Genomic DNA, 17,773 nt, shown 5'->3' on the forward strand with positions numbered 1-17,773 from the left:
GCGTGCGCCCGCCTCGCTGAGGGCTGTAAACGCGCGTGAAACTCAGGCTTTGCGGCGAGCCTTGATGGCCGTGACATGGCCGGCCACGTGGGTGGCAAGCGCGGCGGCACGGGCGTGTTCGGCCGGGACCTTCGGCATTTTGGGCCGGTTCGCCTTGGGCATCGGCTCGATCTCGCGCTCGATCTGCTCCCCGGCCGCCGCGGTAGCGACACGCAGGTCGTAGGCGATCTGGAGATTCAGCCAGAACTGCGCACTCGCGCCGAAGTAGCGTTCGAGCCGTAGCGCGGTGTCGGCCGAGATGGCGCGTTTGCCGCGCACGATGTCGTTGATGCGCGGCGCCGGTACGCGCAGCGCAAGGGCGAGCGCGTTGACGGACATGCCGAGCGGTTCGAGGAACTCGCACCGCAGAATCTCGCCGGGATGGATTTCCGGGATGCTTTCGCCGGTGCTGATGTCGGAGAAATCGATGCTGCCCAGCTCGGAGCGTTTGATGACCATGCCGGTCTCCCAATAATCAGTGATAGTCGACAATTTCGACATTCAGCGCCTCCCCGTCGACAAAGTGAAAACAAATGCGCCACTGCGCGTTGATGCGAATACTCCACTGCCCGCTGCGCTGGCCTTGCAAGCATTCGAGCCGATTACCCGGCGGCGCATGCAGGTTGCGGATTGACCTGGCGGCGTCGATCATGAGCAGCTTGCGGCGCGCGAGCGCCTGCATATGAAGCGGCAGTGAATGCACGAACTTGCCCTGAAAGATTGCTGCCGTGGCCTTGTCGCCGAATGTCGTGATCATGGGATGATATAACGCGTTGCGTTAAACGTAAACCGTTAAATGAATGCGTTTACTTTCCACCCGCCGAACCGATACGAACAGTCGTCCAGACGGCTAACGTTGACGTCCGCACACCGCTTCATCGCAAAATTCAGGACGAAAAAAAGCCGGCAACACGTGCCGGCTTTTCGCTGCGCAAAGCGCTGTCAGACGATCGTCACGCCAACGCTTTCTCCACGATCTCGCGCACGTCGCGCGACTTCACCTGCGACGCCACTTTCTCCAGCGCCGCGCGCATACCGTCACGCAGTGTCGGCGTAAAGCGGCGCCACAGTTCCAGCGAGCGGGCGAGGCGGGCGGCCACTTGCGGATTGATGGCGTCGAGCGCGATCACCTGCTCGGCCCAGAACGCATAGCCCGAACCGTCTTCGGCGTGGAACTGTGCGGGGTTCGCCGCGCAGAAGCTGAAAATCAGCGAGCGAGCCCGGTTCGGATTCTTCAGGTTGAAAGCCGGGTGCGCCATCAGCTTGCGTACGATCTCGATCACCGGACGCTGCGCGCTGCCACGTTGCGTGGCTTGCAAGGCAAACCACTTGTCGATGACGAGCGGTTCCTTTTCGAAGCGCCGGTAGAAGTCGTCCAGCGCCTGCTGCGCCTCAACGCTGCCGCCGTTCGCCGCCGACGCATTGAGCAACGCCGAGAGCGCCGCCGAGCGGTCGGTCATGTTGTTGGCGGCATCGTATTGCGCGGATGCAAGACGCACGGCTTCAGCCGGATCGTCGAGTTCCGCGAGATACGACAACGCAAGATTCTTCAACGCACGATGACCGGAAGCCTCCGGCGTCGCTTCATAGGCGCCCGGCGTGCGGTGCTTTTCGTACACGGCAAGCCAGTCCTTCCTGAGGGCATTCGCGAGGCGCTTGCGCACGAATTGCCGCGCGGCGTGTACGGCAGCCGGGTTCGATTCGGCCATCTGTTCAGCCAGATACGCTTCCGACGGCAGCATCAATGCCAGTTCGCGGAACGACGGCGAGAGCGTTTCGTCGGTTAGCACGCGCGCGAACGCAGCGACGACCGAGTCGTCGAGCTGCAGCGGCACGCCGGTTGTGGCGCGCCCGGCGAGCGTCAGCAACTCGCGCGTGGCGAGCCGTTGACCGGCTTCCCAGCCGTTGAACGGGTCGCTGTCGTGCGCTAGCAGGAACGCGAGCTGATCGGCCGAGTAGTCGTATTCGACGATCACCGGCGCCGAGAAATTGCGCAGCAGCGAGGGCAGCGGTTCCTGCGCGACGTTGACGAACGTGAAGGTCTGTTCGGCCTGCGTGAATTCCAGCACGCGCGTTGTGGCGTCCGACGCCTTGGCTTCGCTTTCCAGTTGCAGCGGCATGTCGTGGCCGTCCTTGCCGATCAAACCGATCGCGAACGGGATCAGCAGCGGGCCTTTTTGCGTTTCACGCGCGGCTGGCGCGGCATCGCCGTAGCCTTGCGTGAGCGTCACGCTGTAGCGTTGCTGCGCGGCGTCGTACTTCGTGCGTACCGAGACGCGCGGCGTGCCGGCCTGACTGTACCAGCGTTCGAATTGCGCGAGATCGCGGCCGTTCGCATCGGCGAGCGCGTGACGGAAGTCGTCGCAGGTCACAGCCTGGCCGTCGTGACGCTTGAAGTACAGGTCCATGCCTTTGCGGAAACCGTCGCGGCCAAACAGCGTCTGATACATCCGCACGACTTCGGAGCCTTTTTCGTAGACCGTCATCGTGTAGAAATTGTTGATCTCGACGTAGCTTTCCGGACGCACCGGGTGCGCCATCGGACCCGCGTCTTCGGCGAATTGCATCTGGCGCAGCACACGCACATCCTCGATGCGTTTGGTGGCGCGTGCGGCTTCGTCGGTCGCGCCGCCCGCCATGTCGGCCGAGAATTCCTGATCGCGGAACACCGTCAGGCCTTCTTTCAGGCTTAGCTGGAACCAGTCGCGGCACGTTACGCGGTTGCCGGTCCAGTTGTGGAAGTATTCGTGGCCGACCACCGCCTCGATGTTCGCGAAGTCGGTGTCCGTTGCCGTTTCGGGGTTCGCCAGCACGTACTTCGTGTTGAAGATGTTGAGCCCCTTGTTCTCCATCGCGCCCATGTTGAAGTCGCTCACCGCGACGATCATGAAACGGTCCAGATCCAGTTCCAGCCCGAAGCGCGACTCGTCCCAGCGGATCGAGTTGATCAGCGAATCCATGGCGTGACGGGTCTTGTCCAGGTCGTGCGGTTCGACCCACACCTGCAACAGCTTTTCCTTGCCCGAGCCGCTCTTCACGCGTTCTTCGAGCGCGACCAGCTTGCCCGCGACCAGCGCAAACAGATAGCTCGGCTTCCTGAACGGATCTTCCCAGCGGGCGAAATGGCGGCCGTCCGGCAGATCGCCTTCTTCGAGCAGATTGCCGTTCGACAGCAGCACCGGATAGTCGGCCTTGCTGGCGCGCAGTGTGACCGTGAAGGTCGCCATCACGTCAGGGCGGTCGAGGAAATAGGTGATGCGGCGAAAGCCCTCGGCCTCGCACTGCGTGAAGAAGTTGCCGCCCGACACATACAGGCCCGACAGCGTGGTGTTTTCCGCCGGATTGCAGATGCTGGTGAGCGTGAGCTCAAAGTTATCCGGCACGTTGTCGAGCGTGAGGCCGTGTTCGTGCGCATGCGCGTGGGCGAACGGGGCGCCGTCGATCGTGGCGCCGACGAACTCGAGTTGTTCGCCCATCAGTTCGAAATTCGCGGCGTGGGACGCGTCCGGGTTGCGGCGCACCCGCATCGTGTTCCTGACGACGGTGCGTTCGGGGATCAGATCGAACTCCAGTGCGACGGTGTCGATCAGGAAGGCGGGCGGCGCGTAATCGGCGCGGCGGATCACATTGGGCGTTGCGGTATCGGCCATGGCGTTCTGTAGTGATGGGACTCGAGCCGTCACGCGTGCTTATGGCGCGCGAGCCGGGCTTGTCGAGCCATTGTACAAAGGCTCGGCGGATTGTGCGGGTCGAACTTTTTACCGATTCGCCTGGTCAGCGTATTATCGGGGCCGCTCGGCGCAGCAAAGCATGCGCATGAGCCAACCCGCTCAAGAATGGCAATAACAGGCATCACGAGGTAGACCATGAAATTCGATCGATGGACCCGCCGCGCCACGCTGCTGCTGGCCACGCTGACGGTGCTGTTGTCCGGCTGCACGAGCTATGTGACCTCCCAGGTCACGGCGTTTTCCGACTGGAGCGGCAACGACGCCACCCGTACCTATGCCTTCACGCGGGCGGGGGATCAGCAGAACAATCTCGAGCTCACCACCTACGAGCGTCTCGTCGGCAATGAGCTTGCCACGCATGCGTTCCGCCAGGTCGACACTTCCCAGGCGCGTTATCTGGTCGGGCTCTCTTACGGGATTCGCTCGGACATGGTGACGGTCGCGCAGCCGGTGTATTACAACCCCTGGCCGGCGCCGTACTGGGGCCGGCCGTTCGATCCGTGGGGCCCGTGGGGCGCGTTTCCGACCGCCTATGTGAACCAGAGCTACCCGATCTTCACGCACCTGCTCGGCGTGCGGATCACCGAGCGCGCCAGTGGCAAAGAGGTCTATAACGTGACGGCGCGCAACTCGGACGAAGAATCGTCGCTGGTGAGGGCCATGCCGTATCTGGCACGCAGCGCGCTGGCTGACTTCCCGCTCGGTAACGGCGTGGTCCATACCGTGAAGATTCCCGTCGACAAGAACGGTGGGATCTCGAACGAAGTCGCAACGACGGGCGCCGCGCCCGCGGCCGCGCCGGCTTCGGCGCCGGGTGCGAAGGTCGTGCAATAGGGCGTGCAATAGGGCGTGCAATAAGCGCTACACCGGCGCGGGGGTAAGCGCCCGTAAGTGGCGCGTGAGATTTGGGAGACGCGCGGCATCTAACTCAGCAGAGCGGCACCGACGCATTGAAGTGTTCCGAAACGAAACACTTGTTTAGAAAGCTAAATGAAAGTATTCGCGTCTATTTACGGATGCGACAGCGCCTGTCTGGCCCGCGGAGCTCGCTGCAAGCGGCTTTGCAGGCTTTTCACGGACGCGCAAGGGCCGCCAGGCCTATATTTTGACGTTGTCCAGGCATCCGTCGCACCCGCGATACGGATACAGATAGATACGTCTTTTGTGGCTGATTTAATCCACAATATTCAGTATGATTCCGGCGACCACAGGGAGCCTGAGTCAATCCATCAGACTAATTGGCAAAGGCACCTAAATAATCGGGGCCAAGTGCCGTTAAATCGCTGAACCCTATATAAGAAGATTGGATTGACCCCCGGCTGGAGATTGTCGTTCCGCGCGGCGCGCATACGCTGTGACGGCTGCGTATTCCGTCAGGCACCCTCAGCCTCTCCTCGCTTCTACGCGCGAACACCGATATGCCCGATCTGCACTGGACCATTCCGGTCGCTCGCTGGTCTAGCTGGCCTGCTGCCGCATCTGCCGCACCCGACATCGGCTTTATCGAGCCGATCGTGCGGCGTCGCCTGAGCACGCTGTCCAAAGTCGCCCTGAAGGTCGCGCACGACTGCGTGGCGCAAGACGAGGTCAGAGTCGTGTTCGCTTCACGCCATGGCGAATTGCGGCGCACCACGGACATCCTGCGTACCATCAGCGCGGGCGAGCCGGTCTCGCCGACCGCCTTCAGCCTGTCGGTGCTGAACGCCATGACCGGTGTCTTCGGCATTGCGCGCGGTGACCGTTCCGCTGCCAGCGCGATCTCGGCCGGCGCCGAGACGCTCGGTTATGCGTTGCTGGAAGCGTACGCGCAATACGCAACGCAGCCCGGCTCACCGGTATTGCTGGTGTACGCTGACGAACCGGCCGATCCGGCGTACGGCACGATTGAAGACGAAGTGCAGGGCGGCGCGATCGCGATCCTGCTGAACGGCGAAGCGGCGACGGGGCAACTGGTCTGCACGTTGTCCGGCGGAGGCGAGCCGGAGGCAGCCCGGGCCGCGCAGGAGGCAAATCACGCAGACGCGGGGAATATGGCAACTGCGGTGGCAACCGCGGTGGCAAGCGCGGAGGCAAGCGCGGAAGAAAGTTTCGCGACCCAGAGCCAGGCGCTGCAGCACTGTCTGGAAACGGGCAGGCCCGCCGTCTGGCAAGGCGCCGGCGCGGCCTGGCATTGGAGGTGGCATGAACGCGCGGCTTGATTACGTTTGGCGGTTCTGTGCGACAGGCATGGCCTTCGTGGTGTTCGGCATCTGCGGCGTGCTGTTTTCGGTGCTGGTGTTCCCGCTCGCGTGGCTGTGGCCGCACCGGGCGTCGCGTCAGCGCGTGGTGACGACCGTGATTCACTGGTTTTTCCGCGCACTGGTCGCGGTGTTGCAGCGCATCGGTGTGATGGAGCTCGAGGTATCGGGTGGGCAGGCATTGCGCGCCGGCGGCCCGGCGATCGTGGTCGCCAATCACCCGACGTACCTGGACGTGATGGTGTTGTTGTCGCTCACGCCGCGCGCCTGTTGCGTGGTGAAAAACGCGCACTGGGGCAACCCGTGTTTCTGGGGAATCGTGCGCTCGGCGGAATATGTGAGCAACGCCGATCCCTCGGAGCTCGTCGAAGCCGGCGCGCGGCAGCTAGCAGCGGGCTACACGATGATTATTTTTCCCGAGGGCACGCGCAGCCCCGCGCCGAACCGGCTGCACGCGTTTTCACGCGGGTTCGCGCACATGGCGTTGAAGGTCGGCGCGCCGATCGTGCCGGTGCTGATGGACTGCGATCCGCCAGCGTTCACCAAGCAGATGCGCTGGTACGACGTGCCGGCGCGCGCTTTCCGGATCCGGGTGAACGTGCTCGAGCCGCTTGGCGTCGAGCAACTCGCCGACCACGACACTTCACCGTCTCTCGCGGCGCGCAGCGTGACCAGCGCCATCGAAGCCCACATTACTCAGCACCTGTTCGATTATGGATTCTTTAAAACTGGAAATTAAACAGCTTCTGATCGAAGCCCTCGATCTGGAAGACCTGAGCCCGGCCGATATCGACGACGACGCCCCGTTGTTCGATACCGACGGCATCGGTCTCGACTCGATCGACGCGCTCGAGATCGGCATCGTGCTGCGCAAACAATACCAACTGACCATCGCAGCGAACGACGAACGCACCCGCGAACACTTCCGCTCGATCAGCACGCTGGCCGCGCTGGTCGCGAGTCAACGCGAAACGGCGCATGCTGTGAACGAAACCACAATAAAAGGGGATTAATCGTGTCCGAGGCAGAGATTCTTGAACGCATCCGCGCCATCTTCAAAGAGAACTTCGCGATCGAGCCGGAGCGCGTGACGCCCGACGCACATCTCTTCGAAGACCTCGATCTCGACAGTATCGACGCCGTCGACCTCGCGATCAAACTGCAGGAAATGACCGGCCGCCGCATCAAGCCGGAAGAATTCAAGTCGGTGCGCACGGTCGGCGATGTGATCGGTGCGGTCGAGTCCCTGCTGGCGGCACAAGGCTGATGCCATCCGTGCGTTCGCGAATGCAAGCGGCGGCGAGTCGGCCCGCCGAGGCATCGCCCGGCACTGAGCGCCACTGGGCCAAAACGGTGGTGCAGGTCCTGCTGAAACTCGCATATCCCGCGTTGATTCTGTGTGCCTGGCGCTGGGACACGCCGCGCTATGTCGGCTGCATGCTGTTTGCGATTCTGTGGCTGCAACGCTGGGCCGGCAGTGGTCCGGTCGCAACCTCGCTGCGCCGGCTCTCCACGATCGACTGGACCGTGGTCGGCTTGCTGAGCTGCGCCTCGGCGGCGATCGTGTTCACCAACAGCGAGCTGCTGCTGCGCCTCTATCCGTCGCTCGTCAATCTGGGCCTGTTGATCGCGTTCGGTGCGACGCTGGTGCGCGGGCCGTCGATGATCGAAAAATTCGCGCGGCTGGGCAATCCGGATCTGCCACCTGGCGCCGTGCGCCATACGTGGCGTGTGACCCAGGTGTGGTGTGTTTTCTTCGCGCTGAACGGCGCGTTCTCCGCTTATACGGCGTTCTATTGGAGCCGCGCAAACTGGTCGCTCTATAACGGCGCGATTGCGTATGGGTTGATCGGCGTGCTGCTGGTGGCCGAGGTCATCTGGCGTTATCTGGTGGTGTTGCCGCGAGCCGCGCGTTCGGAGGCGGCATGATTGCGCTGCATGATCTGTTGTCCGCGGGCCATGGGGCCGCCATTGTGAATGCGCCGGTATGCCGCGACGGCGCGACGGTGCTCGACCGCGCAGCGTTTCGCGCGCGCGTGTCGGCTCTGGTCACGCTGATGCAAACGCAAGACGCGCGCCGCTACGCGTTATGCATCGACGATCCGTTCGATTTCGCCTGCGCGCTGTTTGCGCTGTTCGCGTGCGGCAAAGAGCCGGTGATTCCGGCCAATGCGACGCCGGGCTATCTCGCCGATCTTGCCGACGCGTACGACGCCGTGCTGACCGACGCCGATCTGCCGCGCGGTGTGCGAGACGCCGATGCCGATGCCGATGCCGATGCCGATGCCGATGCCACACACACGCCAGGCGCCTCGCACACGATCGATCCGCAAGCTCCGTTGACGCTCTACACCTCCGGCAGCAGCGGCGCCCCCAAGCCGATCCGCAAGACCCTCGCGCAATTCAACGCCGAAGTGCACACGCTCGAAAAACAGTGGGGCGCTTTGGTCGGCGATGCGACGATGCTCGCGAGCGTGCCGCATCATCACATTTACGGTTTGCTGTTTCGCGTGCTGTGGCCGCTTGCAGCGGGCCGCGCGTTCGACCGCGCGATCAGCATCGAGCCCTTGCATCTGCAAACGCAGATCGAGCAATGCGGCGCGACGGTGGTTGTCTCGACGCCCGCGCAGTTGTCGCGTTGGCCCGCGTTGCCTGGTTTCGCCGCGTTGACGCCGGCGCCGCGCGCATTCTTTTCTTCGGGCGGCCCGCTCACCCTGGAAGCCGCGCAGGAATACGCCGCCGCTTATGGCGCTGCGCCGCTCGAAATCTACGGCAGTACGGAAACCGGTGGCATCGCGTGGCGTCGTCAGGATCAGACTGATGCCTGGCAGCCGGTCGTCGGCATTGAAGTGCGCCGCGACGAAGACGGCGCGCTGAACGTCCGCTCGCCGCATCTCGATCACACCGGCTGGCATCGCACGGACGACAAGATCGCGTTCGACGCCGATGGCCGCTTCCGCCTGCAAGGTCGGCTCGATCGCGTGCTCAAGCTGGACGGCAAGCGCGTGTCGCTGCCGGAGCTCGAAGCGCGTCTCGCGCTGCATCCGTATGTCGCGCAAGCGGCGATCGTGCCGCTTGAAGGCGCCTCGCGCGAGCGCGTCGGCGCCGTCGTGGCGCTGACGGAAGCCGGCTGCGAGGCATTGCGGGACGAAGGCCGTGTGCTGCTCGCGCAAACCCTGCGCCGGCATCTCGCTGCCTATTTCGATGTGGTGGTGCTGCCGCGTCACTGGCGTTTTCGCCTCACATTGCCGTTCGACGCGCGCGGCAAACTGCCGGTGGCTGCGGTCGCGGCGGCATTCGAGCCGCGCGCGGACGGCGTGGAAGTGCTCGCCGAAGCTCGCAGTGCCGACACGTTGCATTACGAACTGCGCGTGCCGCCGACGCTTGTGCATTTCGCCGGCCACTTCCCCGGTCTGCCGATTTTGCCGGGCGTGGTCCAGGTGCATTGGGCGATGCATCTGGCGGCCGAACACGTGCCGGCCGTGCGCGCGCTGGCATCGGTCGACCGTCTCAAGTTCATGGCGCCGGTGCCGCCGGGCGCGGTGCTGAATCTCACGCTCGCACACGACGCAGCGCGTGGCCGCGTGCAGTTCGCGTACCGGCTGAGCGGGCGTGAATGCGCATCGGGCGTGATCGTGTATCGGGAGCCTGCATGATGCGCTTCGCTCCTTGCATCGTTATTCCGATTTACAACCACAAGGACGCGGTCGACGCGACCGTTGCCCATCTCGCGGTGCACGGCTTGCCGATCTTTGTCGTCGACGACGGCAGCGACGAGGCGACCCAGCAGGTGCTCGCCTCACTCGCGCAACAGTACGCGGGGCAGCTCACGCTGCTGCGTTTGCCAGTTAACGGCGGCAAGGGCGCGGCCGTGATGGCGGGACTGCGCGCCGCGCGCACTGCGGAGTACACGCACGCTCTGCAGATCGACGCCGACGGCCAGCACGACGCGACCGATGTGCCACGTTTCATCGAAGCGGCGCTCGCCGAACCGGGCGCGGTGATCCTCGGCCGCCCGGTCTACGACGAGAGCGTGCCGAAATCGCGCCTCTACGGCCGTTATCTGACGCACGTATGGGTGTGGATCGAAACGCTCTCGCTGACGATCCGCGATTCGATGTGCGGCTTCCGTCTGTATCCGCTGGCGCTGGCCTGCGAGCTGATCGACAGCGTGCAACTGCCGACGCGCATGGACTTCGACATCGAAATTCTCGTGCGTTTGTACTGGCGGCGCGCCGCGTTCCGCTCGATTCCGACGCGCGTCACCTATGCAAGCGATGGCGTCTCGCATTTCGACGTGCTGTGGGACAACGTGCGCATCAGCCGCAGCCACACGCGCCTCGTGTTCGGCATGCTGTGGCGTCTGCCGATGCTGCTCGCGCACAAAGTGATGCCACGCCGTCTGGCGATCGCAAGTGAGGCGGTTAAGCAGAGCGAACCGGGCAAGCCGGGCAACCTGAGCGAACCCGGCCAGCACGCTGAGCAAAACGAACAAAGCCCCCAGGACTGGTGGCGGATCGCCGAACGCGGCAGCCATCTGGGCATGTCCTTGCTCGCGCTCAGTTGCAAGCTGTTCGGCCGCCGTTTCACGGCGCTCTGGCTGCATCCGATCGTCGCGTATTTTCTGCTGACGGGCCGCGCCGCACGCGAGGCGTCGAGCAACTACTTCACGCGTCTTGGCGAAGCCGCACCGCACGGCGATACGCCGCGTCCGGGTTGGCTGTCCGCCTATCGCCACATGCTGGCGTTCGCGCAATCGGGCTTCGATAAGCTCGCGGCATGGTCTGGCCGCGTCAACAACGCCGACGTCAAATTCGAAGACCCATCGGCATTCGAAGCATTGGTCGCAAGCGGCAAAGGTGCGCTCGTGATCGGCGCGCATCTCGGCAATCTGGAAATGACCCGCGCGCTCGCCGCGCAGGGCGCCTACGCGAAAGTCACTGCCGTGGTCTACACCGAACACGCGCGGCGCTTCAATAGCGTACTGGCTTCGGCGAATAGCCAGTTCGCGCGGCATCTACTCGAAGTCAGCGACTTCGGTCCCGAGACCGCCATGATGATGCAGGAGCGCGTCGATGCGGGCGAGCTGCTGGTGATCGTCGGCGACCGCGTGCCGGCACACGAAGCGGGCCGCACGACCGAAGCGCAATTTCTCGGCTCGACCGCCCCGTTCGCGCAAGGCCCCTACGTGCTCGCCCATGCGTTGGGCTGCCCTGTCTATCTGTTCTTCTGTCTGAAAGAGCGCGACGGCTATCGTCTGTATTTCGAACCGTTCGCCGAGCGCATCGAGTTGCCGCGCCGCGAACGCGCGCAGCATCTTGCCGCGTGGGCGCAGCGTTACGCGGCGCGCCTCGAACACTATTGCCGCAAGGCACCCTATCAATGGTTCAATTTCTTCGATTTCTGGGCCAGCCCCAAGCGAGGCACACATGGCCGAACATGATCTGATCGAGGCGCAGAGCGCTAGCTCAAGTGAGAATGCCCGCGGGAACGCAAACGCAAACGCGGCGGCGGCGGTAACGATCGGCGGCCGCAAGCTGACGATCGAAGAAGTCGTTGCGATCGCCCACCATCGCGCACCAGTTGCGTTGAGCGCCGATCCGGCGTGGCGTGCGCGCATCCAGCGCGGCGCGGATTTTCTGCGCCGGCATCTGGCATCGGGCGCGACCGTGTACGGCGTCAACACCGGCTATGGCGACGCGTGCGTGGTCGACGTGCCGATGGAACTCGTCGAAGCCTTGCCGTTGCAACTGACGCGTTACCACGGCTGCGGAATGGGCCAGTATCTCGACGACGCGCAAACGCTCGCGGTGATCGCCGCGCGACTCAACTCGCTGGCCTACGGTTTCTCCGGCGTACGCCCGGTGTTGCTCGAACGCCTTGCCGATCTGATCAATCATCGCGTGTTGCCGCGCATTCCGTCGGAAGGCTCGGTCGGTGCAAGCGGCGACTTGACGCCGCTCTCGTATGTGGCCGCCGCGCTCGCGGGTGAACGCGATGTGATGTTCGAAGACAGTCTGCGCAACGTGCGCGAGGTCTGGACCGAACTGGGTCACGAGCCGCTGACGCTCGCGCCGAAAGAAGGCCTCGCGCTGATGAACGGCACCGCGGTGATGACGGGCCTCGCCTGTCTCGCATTCGCGCGTGCCGATCATCTGACGCGCCTCACCGCACGTCTCACCGCGCTCTGTACCGTTGCACTCGACGGCCGTGCCGCGCACTTCGACGCGATGCTGTTCGAAGTGAAGCCGCATGCAGGCCAGGCTGAAGCCGCGGCGTGGATTCGCGACGATCTGAGCGGGCGCGACGATACGCCGGGGCATCGTCTGCAGGATCGCTATTCGATTCGCTGCGCGCCGCATGTGATCGGCGTTGCTCGCGATGCCTTGTCGTGGGTGCGCCGCGATGTCGAGAACGAACTGAACAGCGCGAACGACAACCCGCTGATCGATCCCGACAACGAGCGCGTGCTGCACGGCGGCAACTTCTACGGCGGCCATATCGCGTTCGCGATGGACTCGCTGAAAGTCGCGGTCGCCAATCTCGCCGATCTGATGGACCGGCAGCTTGCATTGCTGGTCGACGTGAATTTCAACAACGGCTTGCCGCGCAACCTGTCGGGTGCGGCGCCCGCGCGCGCCGCGATCAATCACGGTTTCAAGGCGGTGCAGATTTCGTCGTCCGCATGGACGGCCGAAGCGTTGAAGAACACGATGCCCGCGAGCGTGTTCTCGCGTTCGACTGAGGCGCACAATCAGGACAAGGTCAGCATGGGCACGATCGCTGCGCGCGACTGTTTGCGCGTGCTGGAGTTGACCGAGCAGGTCGCCGCCGCGCATACGCTGGCGACGGTGCAAGCCGCGCGCCTGCGGTTGAAGATCGACAGCACCACGCCGGTTCCCGCGCCGCTACAAGTATTCATCGATAGCGTGACGGCGCAGTCGCCGTTCGTCGACGAGGACCGCGCGCTGGAAAGCGACCTGCGCGCGCTGACTGCGCGCATCGCCGCGTGCGATTTGTTGAACGACTATCGGGGAGGATTGCACGCATGACCGGCTCCCCTAAAGTGCTGACAGCCAGCGCGATGGTCGAAGTGCCGTTTCACGACGTCGACGCGATGAACGTGTGCTGGCATGGCCACTATCTTAAGTACTTCGAGATCGGCCGCGCGGCGCTCCTGCGCACCTTCGACTACGACTACCGCGAGATGCAGGCCTCGGGTTACCTATGGCCGATCGTCGAGGCGCATCTGAAGTATGTGCGCCCGGCCACCTACGGCCAGGCGCTCGAAGTGCGCACGCAACTGCTCGAACACGAAAACCGCCTGAAAATAGGCTATGAAATTGTCGATTGCGCATCCGGTACGCGATTGACGAAGGGCTACACGATCCAGGTCGCAGTCGATGCCGCGACGCAGGAATTGCAGTTCGTGTCACCGCCCGTCGTATTCGAAAAGCTGGAGCGTGTATGGGGACGATGAACTTGCGCGGTGTGGCAGCGGGCGGGTTTCTCGCGCTAGGCACGCTAAGCGTATTGAGTGTATCGAGTCTGGCAGCATGGCCGACTGTGGCGTCTGCGGCTGAAACTGCACAGTCCGCCGGCAACCCCGCTCTCGTTTCGCAGATCGCCTCCCATCTCGCGCAGGCCAAGGGCGTCCGCGCGCAATTCACGCAAACGCAAACGCTCGCGGCGATGAAGCAGCCGCTCGTCAGCACGGGTTCACTGCTGTTCTTCCGCGATCGTGGCGTGATCTGGCAGATCGACACGCCGTACAAAGCCACCTACGTGATCACCGATGCGGGCGTCGCCGAAGTCGACACCAACGGCCAGCGCGTGACGGCTCACAGTGCCCAGGGCACACGCGGCGTCGCGCAGGTTTCGAAGATGATGCGCGCGATGCTCGGCGGCGATCTGTCGGCGCTGTATTCGCAATTCGACGTGCAGGCCGAAGGCAGCGCCGCGCAGTGGCGCATGCAACTCACGCCGAACCAGCCGCAGATCGCGCAGTCGATCAAAGTTTTGCAGATGAACGGCGGCGACTATCTTCAAAGCCTGCGCATCACGCTCGCGAACGGCGACATCACAAAACTCGACTTTGCTAAAAGCGCAGCGGTGACCGAACCAACGCCGGCTGAGCGCAGCCTGCTCGGAGCGCCGTAATGCTGGTGCTGCAACAGCGGTCCGCGAAACAGGCGTGGGGCATGCGCGCCGCGTGGCTGCTGCTCGCGCTCGCCGCGGTGCTGTATTGCGGCTGGCGTTTCGCGGGACCTTCGCCGCTGCAGACCAATCTGCTGGCGTTGCTGCCTGCCACGGAAGCGGATCCGGTCGCCGAGAAGGCGGTCGATACGCTGGCGAGCGCGCTGGGCGACCGCACGGTTTTTCTGGTCACCAGCAACGATGACGCGCACGCCAAAGCGGCAGCGAAACAACTCGGCGCATCGTTGCAGAAGAGCGGGGCGTTCGGCTCGGTGACGGCGGAGTTGCCGCCGTTCGATCTGTCACAGATCGCCGCGTTGTATATGCCGTATCGGTTCGGTTTGCTGGCGCCCGTTGACGGCGCGGCACTCGCGCAGAGCAATGCGGCAAGCCCCGCGCTGCATGACGCACTCGCGCAGCGCATCTACAGCCCATTGCACGGCGGCCTGACCACGCCGCTCGCCGACGATCCGTTCGGTTGGCTCGAACACTGGCTCGGCGGTTTGCCGGTCGCCACGTCGAATCTCGAACTCGAAGACAACATGCTGGTGGCGCATCGCGGTGCTGCGACCAGTGTGCTGATCGTCGCCACGCTGCCGGGCTCGGCCTACGAATCGAAGACGCAGCACGCCGTGCTCGCCGCGCTCGCGCAAGGCGAAAGCGCCTTGAAGCAGGCGTTCCCCGAAGTGTCGGTGGCGAGAACCGGGGCGGTGTTCTACGCGGAGTCGGCACGTAGCGCATCGGAACACGAGGTGCATCTGATCGGCGTCGCGTCGCTGTGCGGGATTGCGTTGCTGATGATGTGGGTGTTCCGCTCGCCGCGTCTGTTGCTGCTCGGTTTCGTTTCGACGGCGCTCGGCATCGTATGTGCGCTCGCGGTCACGATGCTGATGTTCGGTCAATTGCATCTGTTGACGCTGGTGTTCGGCGCGAGCCTGATCGGCGAAGCGGTCGATTATTCGATTCAGTATTTCGTGGTCTATCTCGGCGCGGAGCGCGATTGGGATTCGCGCCGTGGTGCGCGTGCGGTACGTCCGGCTTTGACGGTTGCGCTTGCCACCAGTCTGCTCGGCTACGCGATCCTCACGTGGGTGCCGTTCCCCGCGCTCAAGCAGATTGCATGCTTCGCGATGGCAGGCATTGTGACGGCGTATGCCTCCGTGCTGTGGTTGTTGCCCGCGCTGCTCACGCACCCGCCGAAGCGCGGCCCGCGGCGCCTGTTCGCTGGTGCGGCGCGTGTGCTGACGGTCTGGCATCGCACGATCGGCGGCAAGCGCGCATGGTTCGTCGCGGCGCTGTTGCTGATCTTGGCGATTCCCGGCTGGTTGCGTCTGACGAGCGACGACGATATCCATCTGCTGATCCAGCGTGATCCTTCGCTGGTCGCGCAGGAAGACCAGGTGCGCGCGGCGGTGGGTGTCGATAACAGCGCGCAGTTTTTTGTCGTGCGTGGCGAGACGCCGGAAATCGTCTTGCAGCGCGCCGAAGCGCTGGGCGCGAAGCTCGACGGGTTGAGCGGCACGGCGAACAAGGTCGGCAGCTATCAGTCGGTGGCGCAGTTCGTGCCGTCCGCGAAGCAGCAAAACGAAGACCGTGCATTGCTTGCGCAGCACGTATTCAACGATCCCGCGGCATTGCGTGCGACGCTGCTGCAGGCGGGCTTTAAAGACGAAGTCGCCGATGCCTGGCTCGCTGCGTATGCGAAACCGCAGCCGCTGCTTACGGTCGACACATGGCTCGCCGCACCGTGGTCGCAGCCCTACAGGCATCTGTGGCTGGGTGAAGTCGATTCGGCCACCAAAGCGTATGCGGCGGTCGTGATTCCACAAGGCGTGACGCCGCAGAACGAACCCGCGCTGATCGCCACCGCGCAGGCGCTGCCCGGCGTCGTATTCGTCGACAAGGCGGCGAGCGTCTCGAAGCTGTTCGGCGCGTATCGCGTGGACAGCGGGTGGTGGCTCGGCGGTGCGCTCGCGCTCGTGCTCGTCCTGCTGATGCTGCGCTACCGCGCGCGCGGCGGCATTGCCGTGACGCTGCCGGTGCTGCTCGCGGTCGTCGTCACGCTCGCGGTGTTCGGCTACGTTCACGTGCCGCTCAATCTGTTCAACTGGCTCGCGCTGATGCTGGTGCTCGGCGTTGGCGCAAACTATGCGGTGTTTCTGCGCGAAGGCTGTTTGCGCGCGGACGCGGATCTCGGCGCGGTGTGGACCGGCGTGCTGCTGTCATCGGCCACCACGCTGTTGTCGTTCGGCATGCTCGGCATGAGCGCGATGCCCGCGCTGAAGAGTTTCGGCGCCACGCTCGCGCTCGGCATCCTCGTATCGGTGCTGCTCGCACCGATCGGCATGCCATCGGAATCAAGGAGGGCCGCATGAAGGCGCCATCAGTTTATTTGCACGCGCTCGGCATGATCAATGCGCTCGGCGGCGACCTCGATGCAATCGTCCCGGCGCTTGCCGCCGGTCACGCACCCGGTATGGCGCACGCGCATACGGGCATTGGCGAAGCGTTTGTCGGCAGCGTACTCACGCCGCTCGATATTGCGCCGCCCGCCGGGCTCGCACGGTACGACTGCCGCAACAACCGCTTGCTGCTGGCCGCGCTGACACAGATCGCGCCCGCGGTCGACGCGGCGCGCGAGCGTTACGGCGCGCATCGGATCGGCGTGGTGCTCGGCACCAGCACGTCGGGTATCGAAGCGGCCGAAGCCGCGTTCGTCTATCACGCGCAAGCGGGCGACCTGCCCGCCAATTTCAATTACCGGCAGATGGAGATCGGCACCGCCGCGCCGTTCGCCGCCGCCGCGCTCGGCGTGCAGGGCCCGGCATTCACGATCTCGACCGCTTGCACTTCGAGCGCGAAGGCCTTTGCGTCGGCGCGCCGTCTGCTGCAATTGCGGCTGTGCGACGCGGTGGTGGTGGGGGGCGTCGATTCGCTGTGCGAGTTGACGGTGCAGGGTTTCGCCTCGCTCGAATCGACCAGCGGTGTGCGCAGCAATCCGATGAGCCGCAATCGCTGCGGGATCAACGTCGGCGAAGGCGCAGCCGTGTTCCTGATGAGCCGCGAAGAAGCGGCAGTACGCCTCGCGGGTGTCGGCGAATCGAGCGATGCGCATCATATTTCCTCGCCGGACCCCCAAGGCGTGGGCGGCGAACTCGCGCTGCAAGCGGCGTTGGCCGACGCGGGCATCGCATCGTCGGCAATCGGCTATGTGAATCTGCATGCCACCGCCACACGCAAGAACGACGACATGGAAGCGAAGCTGATGGCGCGTGTCTTCCCCAACGGCGTGGCGACGAGCGGCACCAAGCCGCTGACGGGTCACCAACTCGGCGCGGCGGGCGCGACCGAACTCGCCTTCGCGTGGTTGACGCTGGCACGCGCGAATGAGTCGCAACCCGTGCCGCTGCCGCGTCATCTGTGGGACGGCGCTGCCGATCCCGCGTTACCGGTGCTCGACCTGGTCGAAACCGAACGCTTTTTGCCGCAAGGCACGGGACCGCAGTACGTGATGAGCAATTCGTTTGCGTTCGGCGGCAGCAATGTCAGCCTGATCCTGGGACGGTGACG

Annotated in this window: 16 protein-coding genes; 13 read left to right on the forward strand and 3 right to left on the reverse strand. The window is 64.3% G+C overall.

Annotation, left to right across the window (positions count from 1 at the left end; translation table 11 throughout):
- Positions 1-42: 42 nt before the first annotated feature.
- The 3 genes from FSO04_RS12285 to pepN all read right to left on the reverse strand — a co-directional run bounded on the left by FSO04_RS12285 (position 43) and on the right by pepN (position 3,689).
- Positions 43-498 carry a HigA family addiction module antitoxin gene (locus FSO04_RS12285; protein WP_154559936.1) on the reverse strand — a complete coding sequence of 152 codons (456 nt, stop codon included), beginning with the start codon at positions 496-498 and terminating at the stop codon, positions 43-45.
- Between the two features lie 16 nt (positions 499-514).
- Complete coding sequence (locus FSO04_RS12290) at positions 515-796, reverse strand: type II toxin-antitoxin system RelE/ParE family toxin (RefSeq protein WP_154559937.1); 282 nt, start codon at positions 794-796, stop codon at positions 515-517.
- A gap of 196 nt (positions 797-992) precedes the next feature.
- On the reverse strand, positions 993-3,689 hold the full coding sequence (pepN, locus tag FSO04_RS12295) for an aminopeptidase N (protein WP_154559938.1): 2,697 nt from the start codon (positions 3,687-3,689) through the stop codon (positions 993-995).
- 216 nt (positions 3,690-3,905) lie between these two features.
- Between pepN and FSO04_RS12300 the strand changes: the two genes are divergently transcribed.
- From FSO04_RS12300 to FSO04_RS12360, 13 genes are all read left to right on the forward strand, one after another.
- Positions 3,906-4,604: a DUF4136 domain-containing protein gene (locus FSO04_RS12300; RefSeq protein WP_154559939.1), complete on the forward strand. Its 699-nt coding sequence runs from the start codon at positions 3,906-3,908 to the stop codon at positions 4,602-4,604.
- Between the two features lie 584 nt (positions 4,605-5,188).
- Entirely contained in the window at positions 5,189-5,968 is a 780-nt protein-coding gene (locus FSO04_RS12305) for a beta-ketoacyl synthase chain length factor (RefSeq protein ID WP_154559940.1), read from the forward strand.
- Positions 5,952-6,746 carry a lysophospholipid acyltransferase family protein gene (locus tag FSO04_RS12310; RefSeq protein WP_093639093.1) on the forward strand — a complete coding sequence of 265 codons (795 nt, stop codon included), beginning with the start codon at positions 5,952-5,954 and terminating at the stop codon, positions 6,744-6,746. The genes FSO04_RS12305 and FSO04_RS12310 overlap by 17 nt, the downstream gene beginning before the upstream one ends.
- Complete coding sequence (locus FSO04_RS12315; protein WP_154559941.1) at positions 6,721-7,020, forward strand: phosphopantetheine-binding protein; 300 nt, start codon at positions 6,721-6,723, stop codon at positions 7,018-7,020. The genes FSO04_RS12310 and FSO04_RS12315 overlap by 26 nt, the downstream gene beginning before the upstream one ends.
- Positions 7,021-7,022: 2 nt before the next feature.
- Complete coding sequence (locus FSO04_RS12320) at positions 7,023-7,274, forward strand: acyl carrier protein (protein ID WP_020069032.1); 252 nt, start codon at positions 7,023-7,025, stop codon at positions 7,272-7,274.
- Positions 7,274-7,936, forward strand: coding sequence for a COG4648 family protein (locus tag FSO04_RS12325; protein ID WP_154559942.1), 663 nt, complete (start codon positions 7,274-7,276; stop codon positions 7,934-7,936). Before FSO04_RS12320 ends, FSO04_RS12325 begins: the two co-directional genes overlap by 1 nt.
- Entirely contained in the window at positions 7,933-9,663 is a 1,731-nt protein-coding gene (locus FSO04_RS12330) for an ApeI family dehydratase (RefSeq protein WP_154559943.1), read from the forward strand. Before FSO04_RS12325 ends, FSO04_RS12330 begins: the two co-directional genes overlap by 4 nt.
- Entirely contained in the window at positions 9,663-11,450 is a 1,788-nt protein-coding gene (locus tag FSO04_RS12335) for a glycosyltransferase family 2 protein (RefSeq protein WP_154559979.1), read from the forward strand. Before FSO04_RS12330 ends, FSO04_RS12335 begins: the two co-directional genes overlap by 1 nt.
- Positions 11,437-13,059 carry an HAL/PAL/TAL family ammonia-lyase gene (locus FSO04_RS12340; protein WP_154559944.1) on the forward strand — a complete coding sequence of 541 codons (1,623 nt, stop codon included), beginning with the start codon at positions 11,437-11,439 and terminating at the stop codon, positions 13,057-13,059. The genes FSO04_RS12335 and FSO04_RS12340 overlap by 14 nt, the downstream gene beginning before the upstream one ends.
- Positions 13,056-13,487, forward strand: coding sequence for an acyl-CoA thioesterase (locus FSO04_RS12345; protein ID WP_154559945.1), 432 nt, complete (start codon positions 13,056-13,058; stop codon positions 13,485-13,487). Before FSO04_RS12340 ends, FSO04_RS12345 begins: the two co-directional genes overlap by 4 nt.
- The gene (locus tag FSO04_RS12350; protein ID WP_154559946.1) at positions 13,475-14,167 is read left to right on the forward strand and encodes a LolA family protein; all 693 of its coding nucleotides are present in this window, start codon (positions 13,475-13,477) and stop codon (positions 14,165-14,167) included. The genes FSO04_RS12345 and FSO04_RS12350 overlap by 13 nt, the downstream gene beginning before the upstream one ends.
- Positions 14,167-16,578, forward strand: coding sequence for an MMPL family transporter (locus FSO04_RS12355; protein ID WP_154559947.1), 2,412 nt, complete (start codon positions 14,167-14,169; stop codon positions 16,576-16,578). Before FSO04_RS12350 ends, FSO04_RS12355 begins: the two co-directional genes overlap by 1 nt.
- Positions 16,575-17,771 carry a beta-ketoacyl-[acyl-carrier-protein] synthase family protein gene (locus FSO04_RS12360; protein WP_154559948.1) on the forward strand — a complete coding sequence of 399 codons (1,197 nt, stop codon included), beginning with the start codon at positions 16,575-16,577 and terminating at the stop codon, positions 17,769-17,771. Before FSO04_RS12355 ends, FSO04_RS12360 begins: the two co-directional genes overlap by 4 nt.
- Positions 17,772-17,773 lie beyond the last annotated feature (2 nt).

The organism is Paraburkholderia madseniana (assembly GCF_009690905.1).
Lineage (GTDB): Bacteria > Pseudomonadota > Gammaproteobacteria > Burkholderiales > Burkholderiaceae > Paraburkholderia > Paraburkholderia madseniana.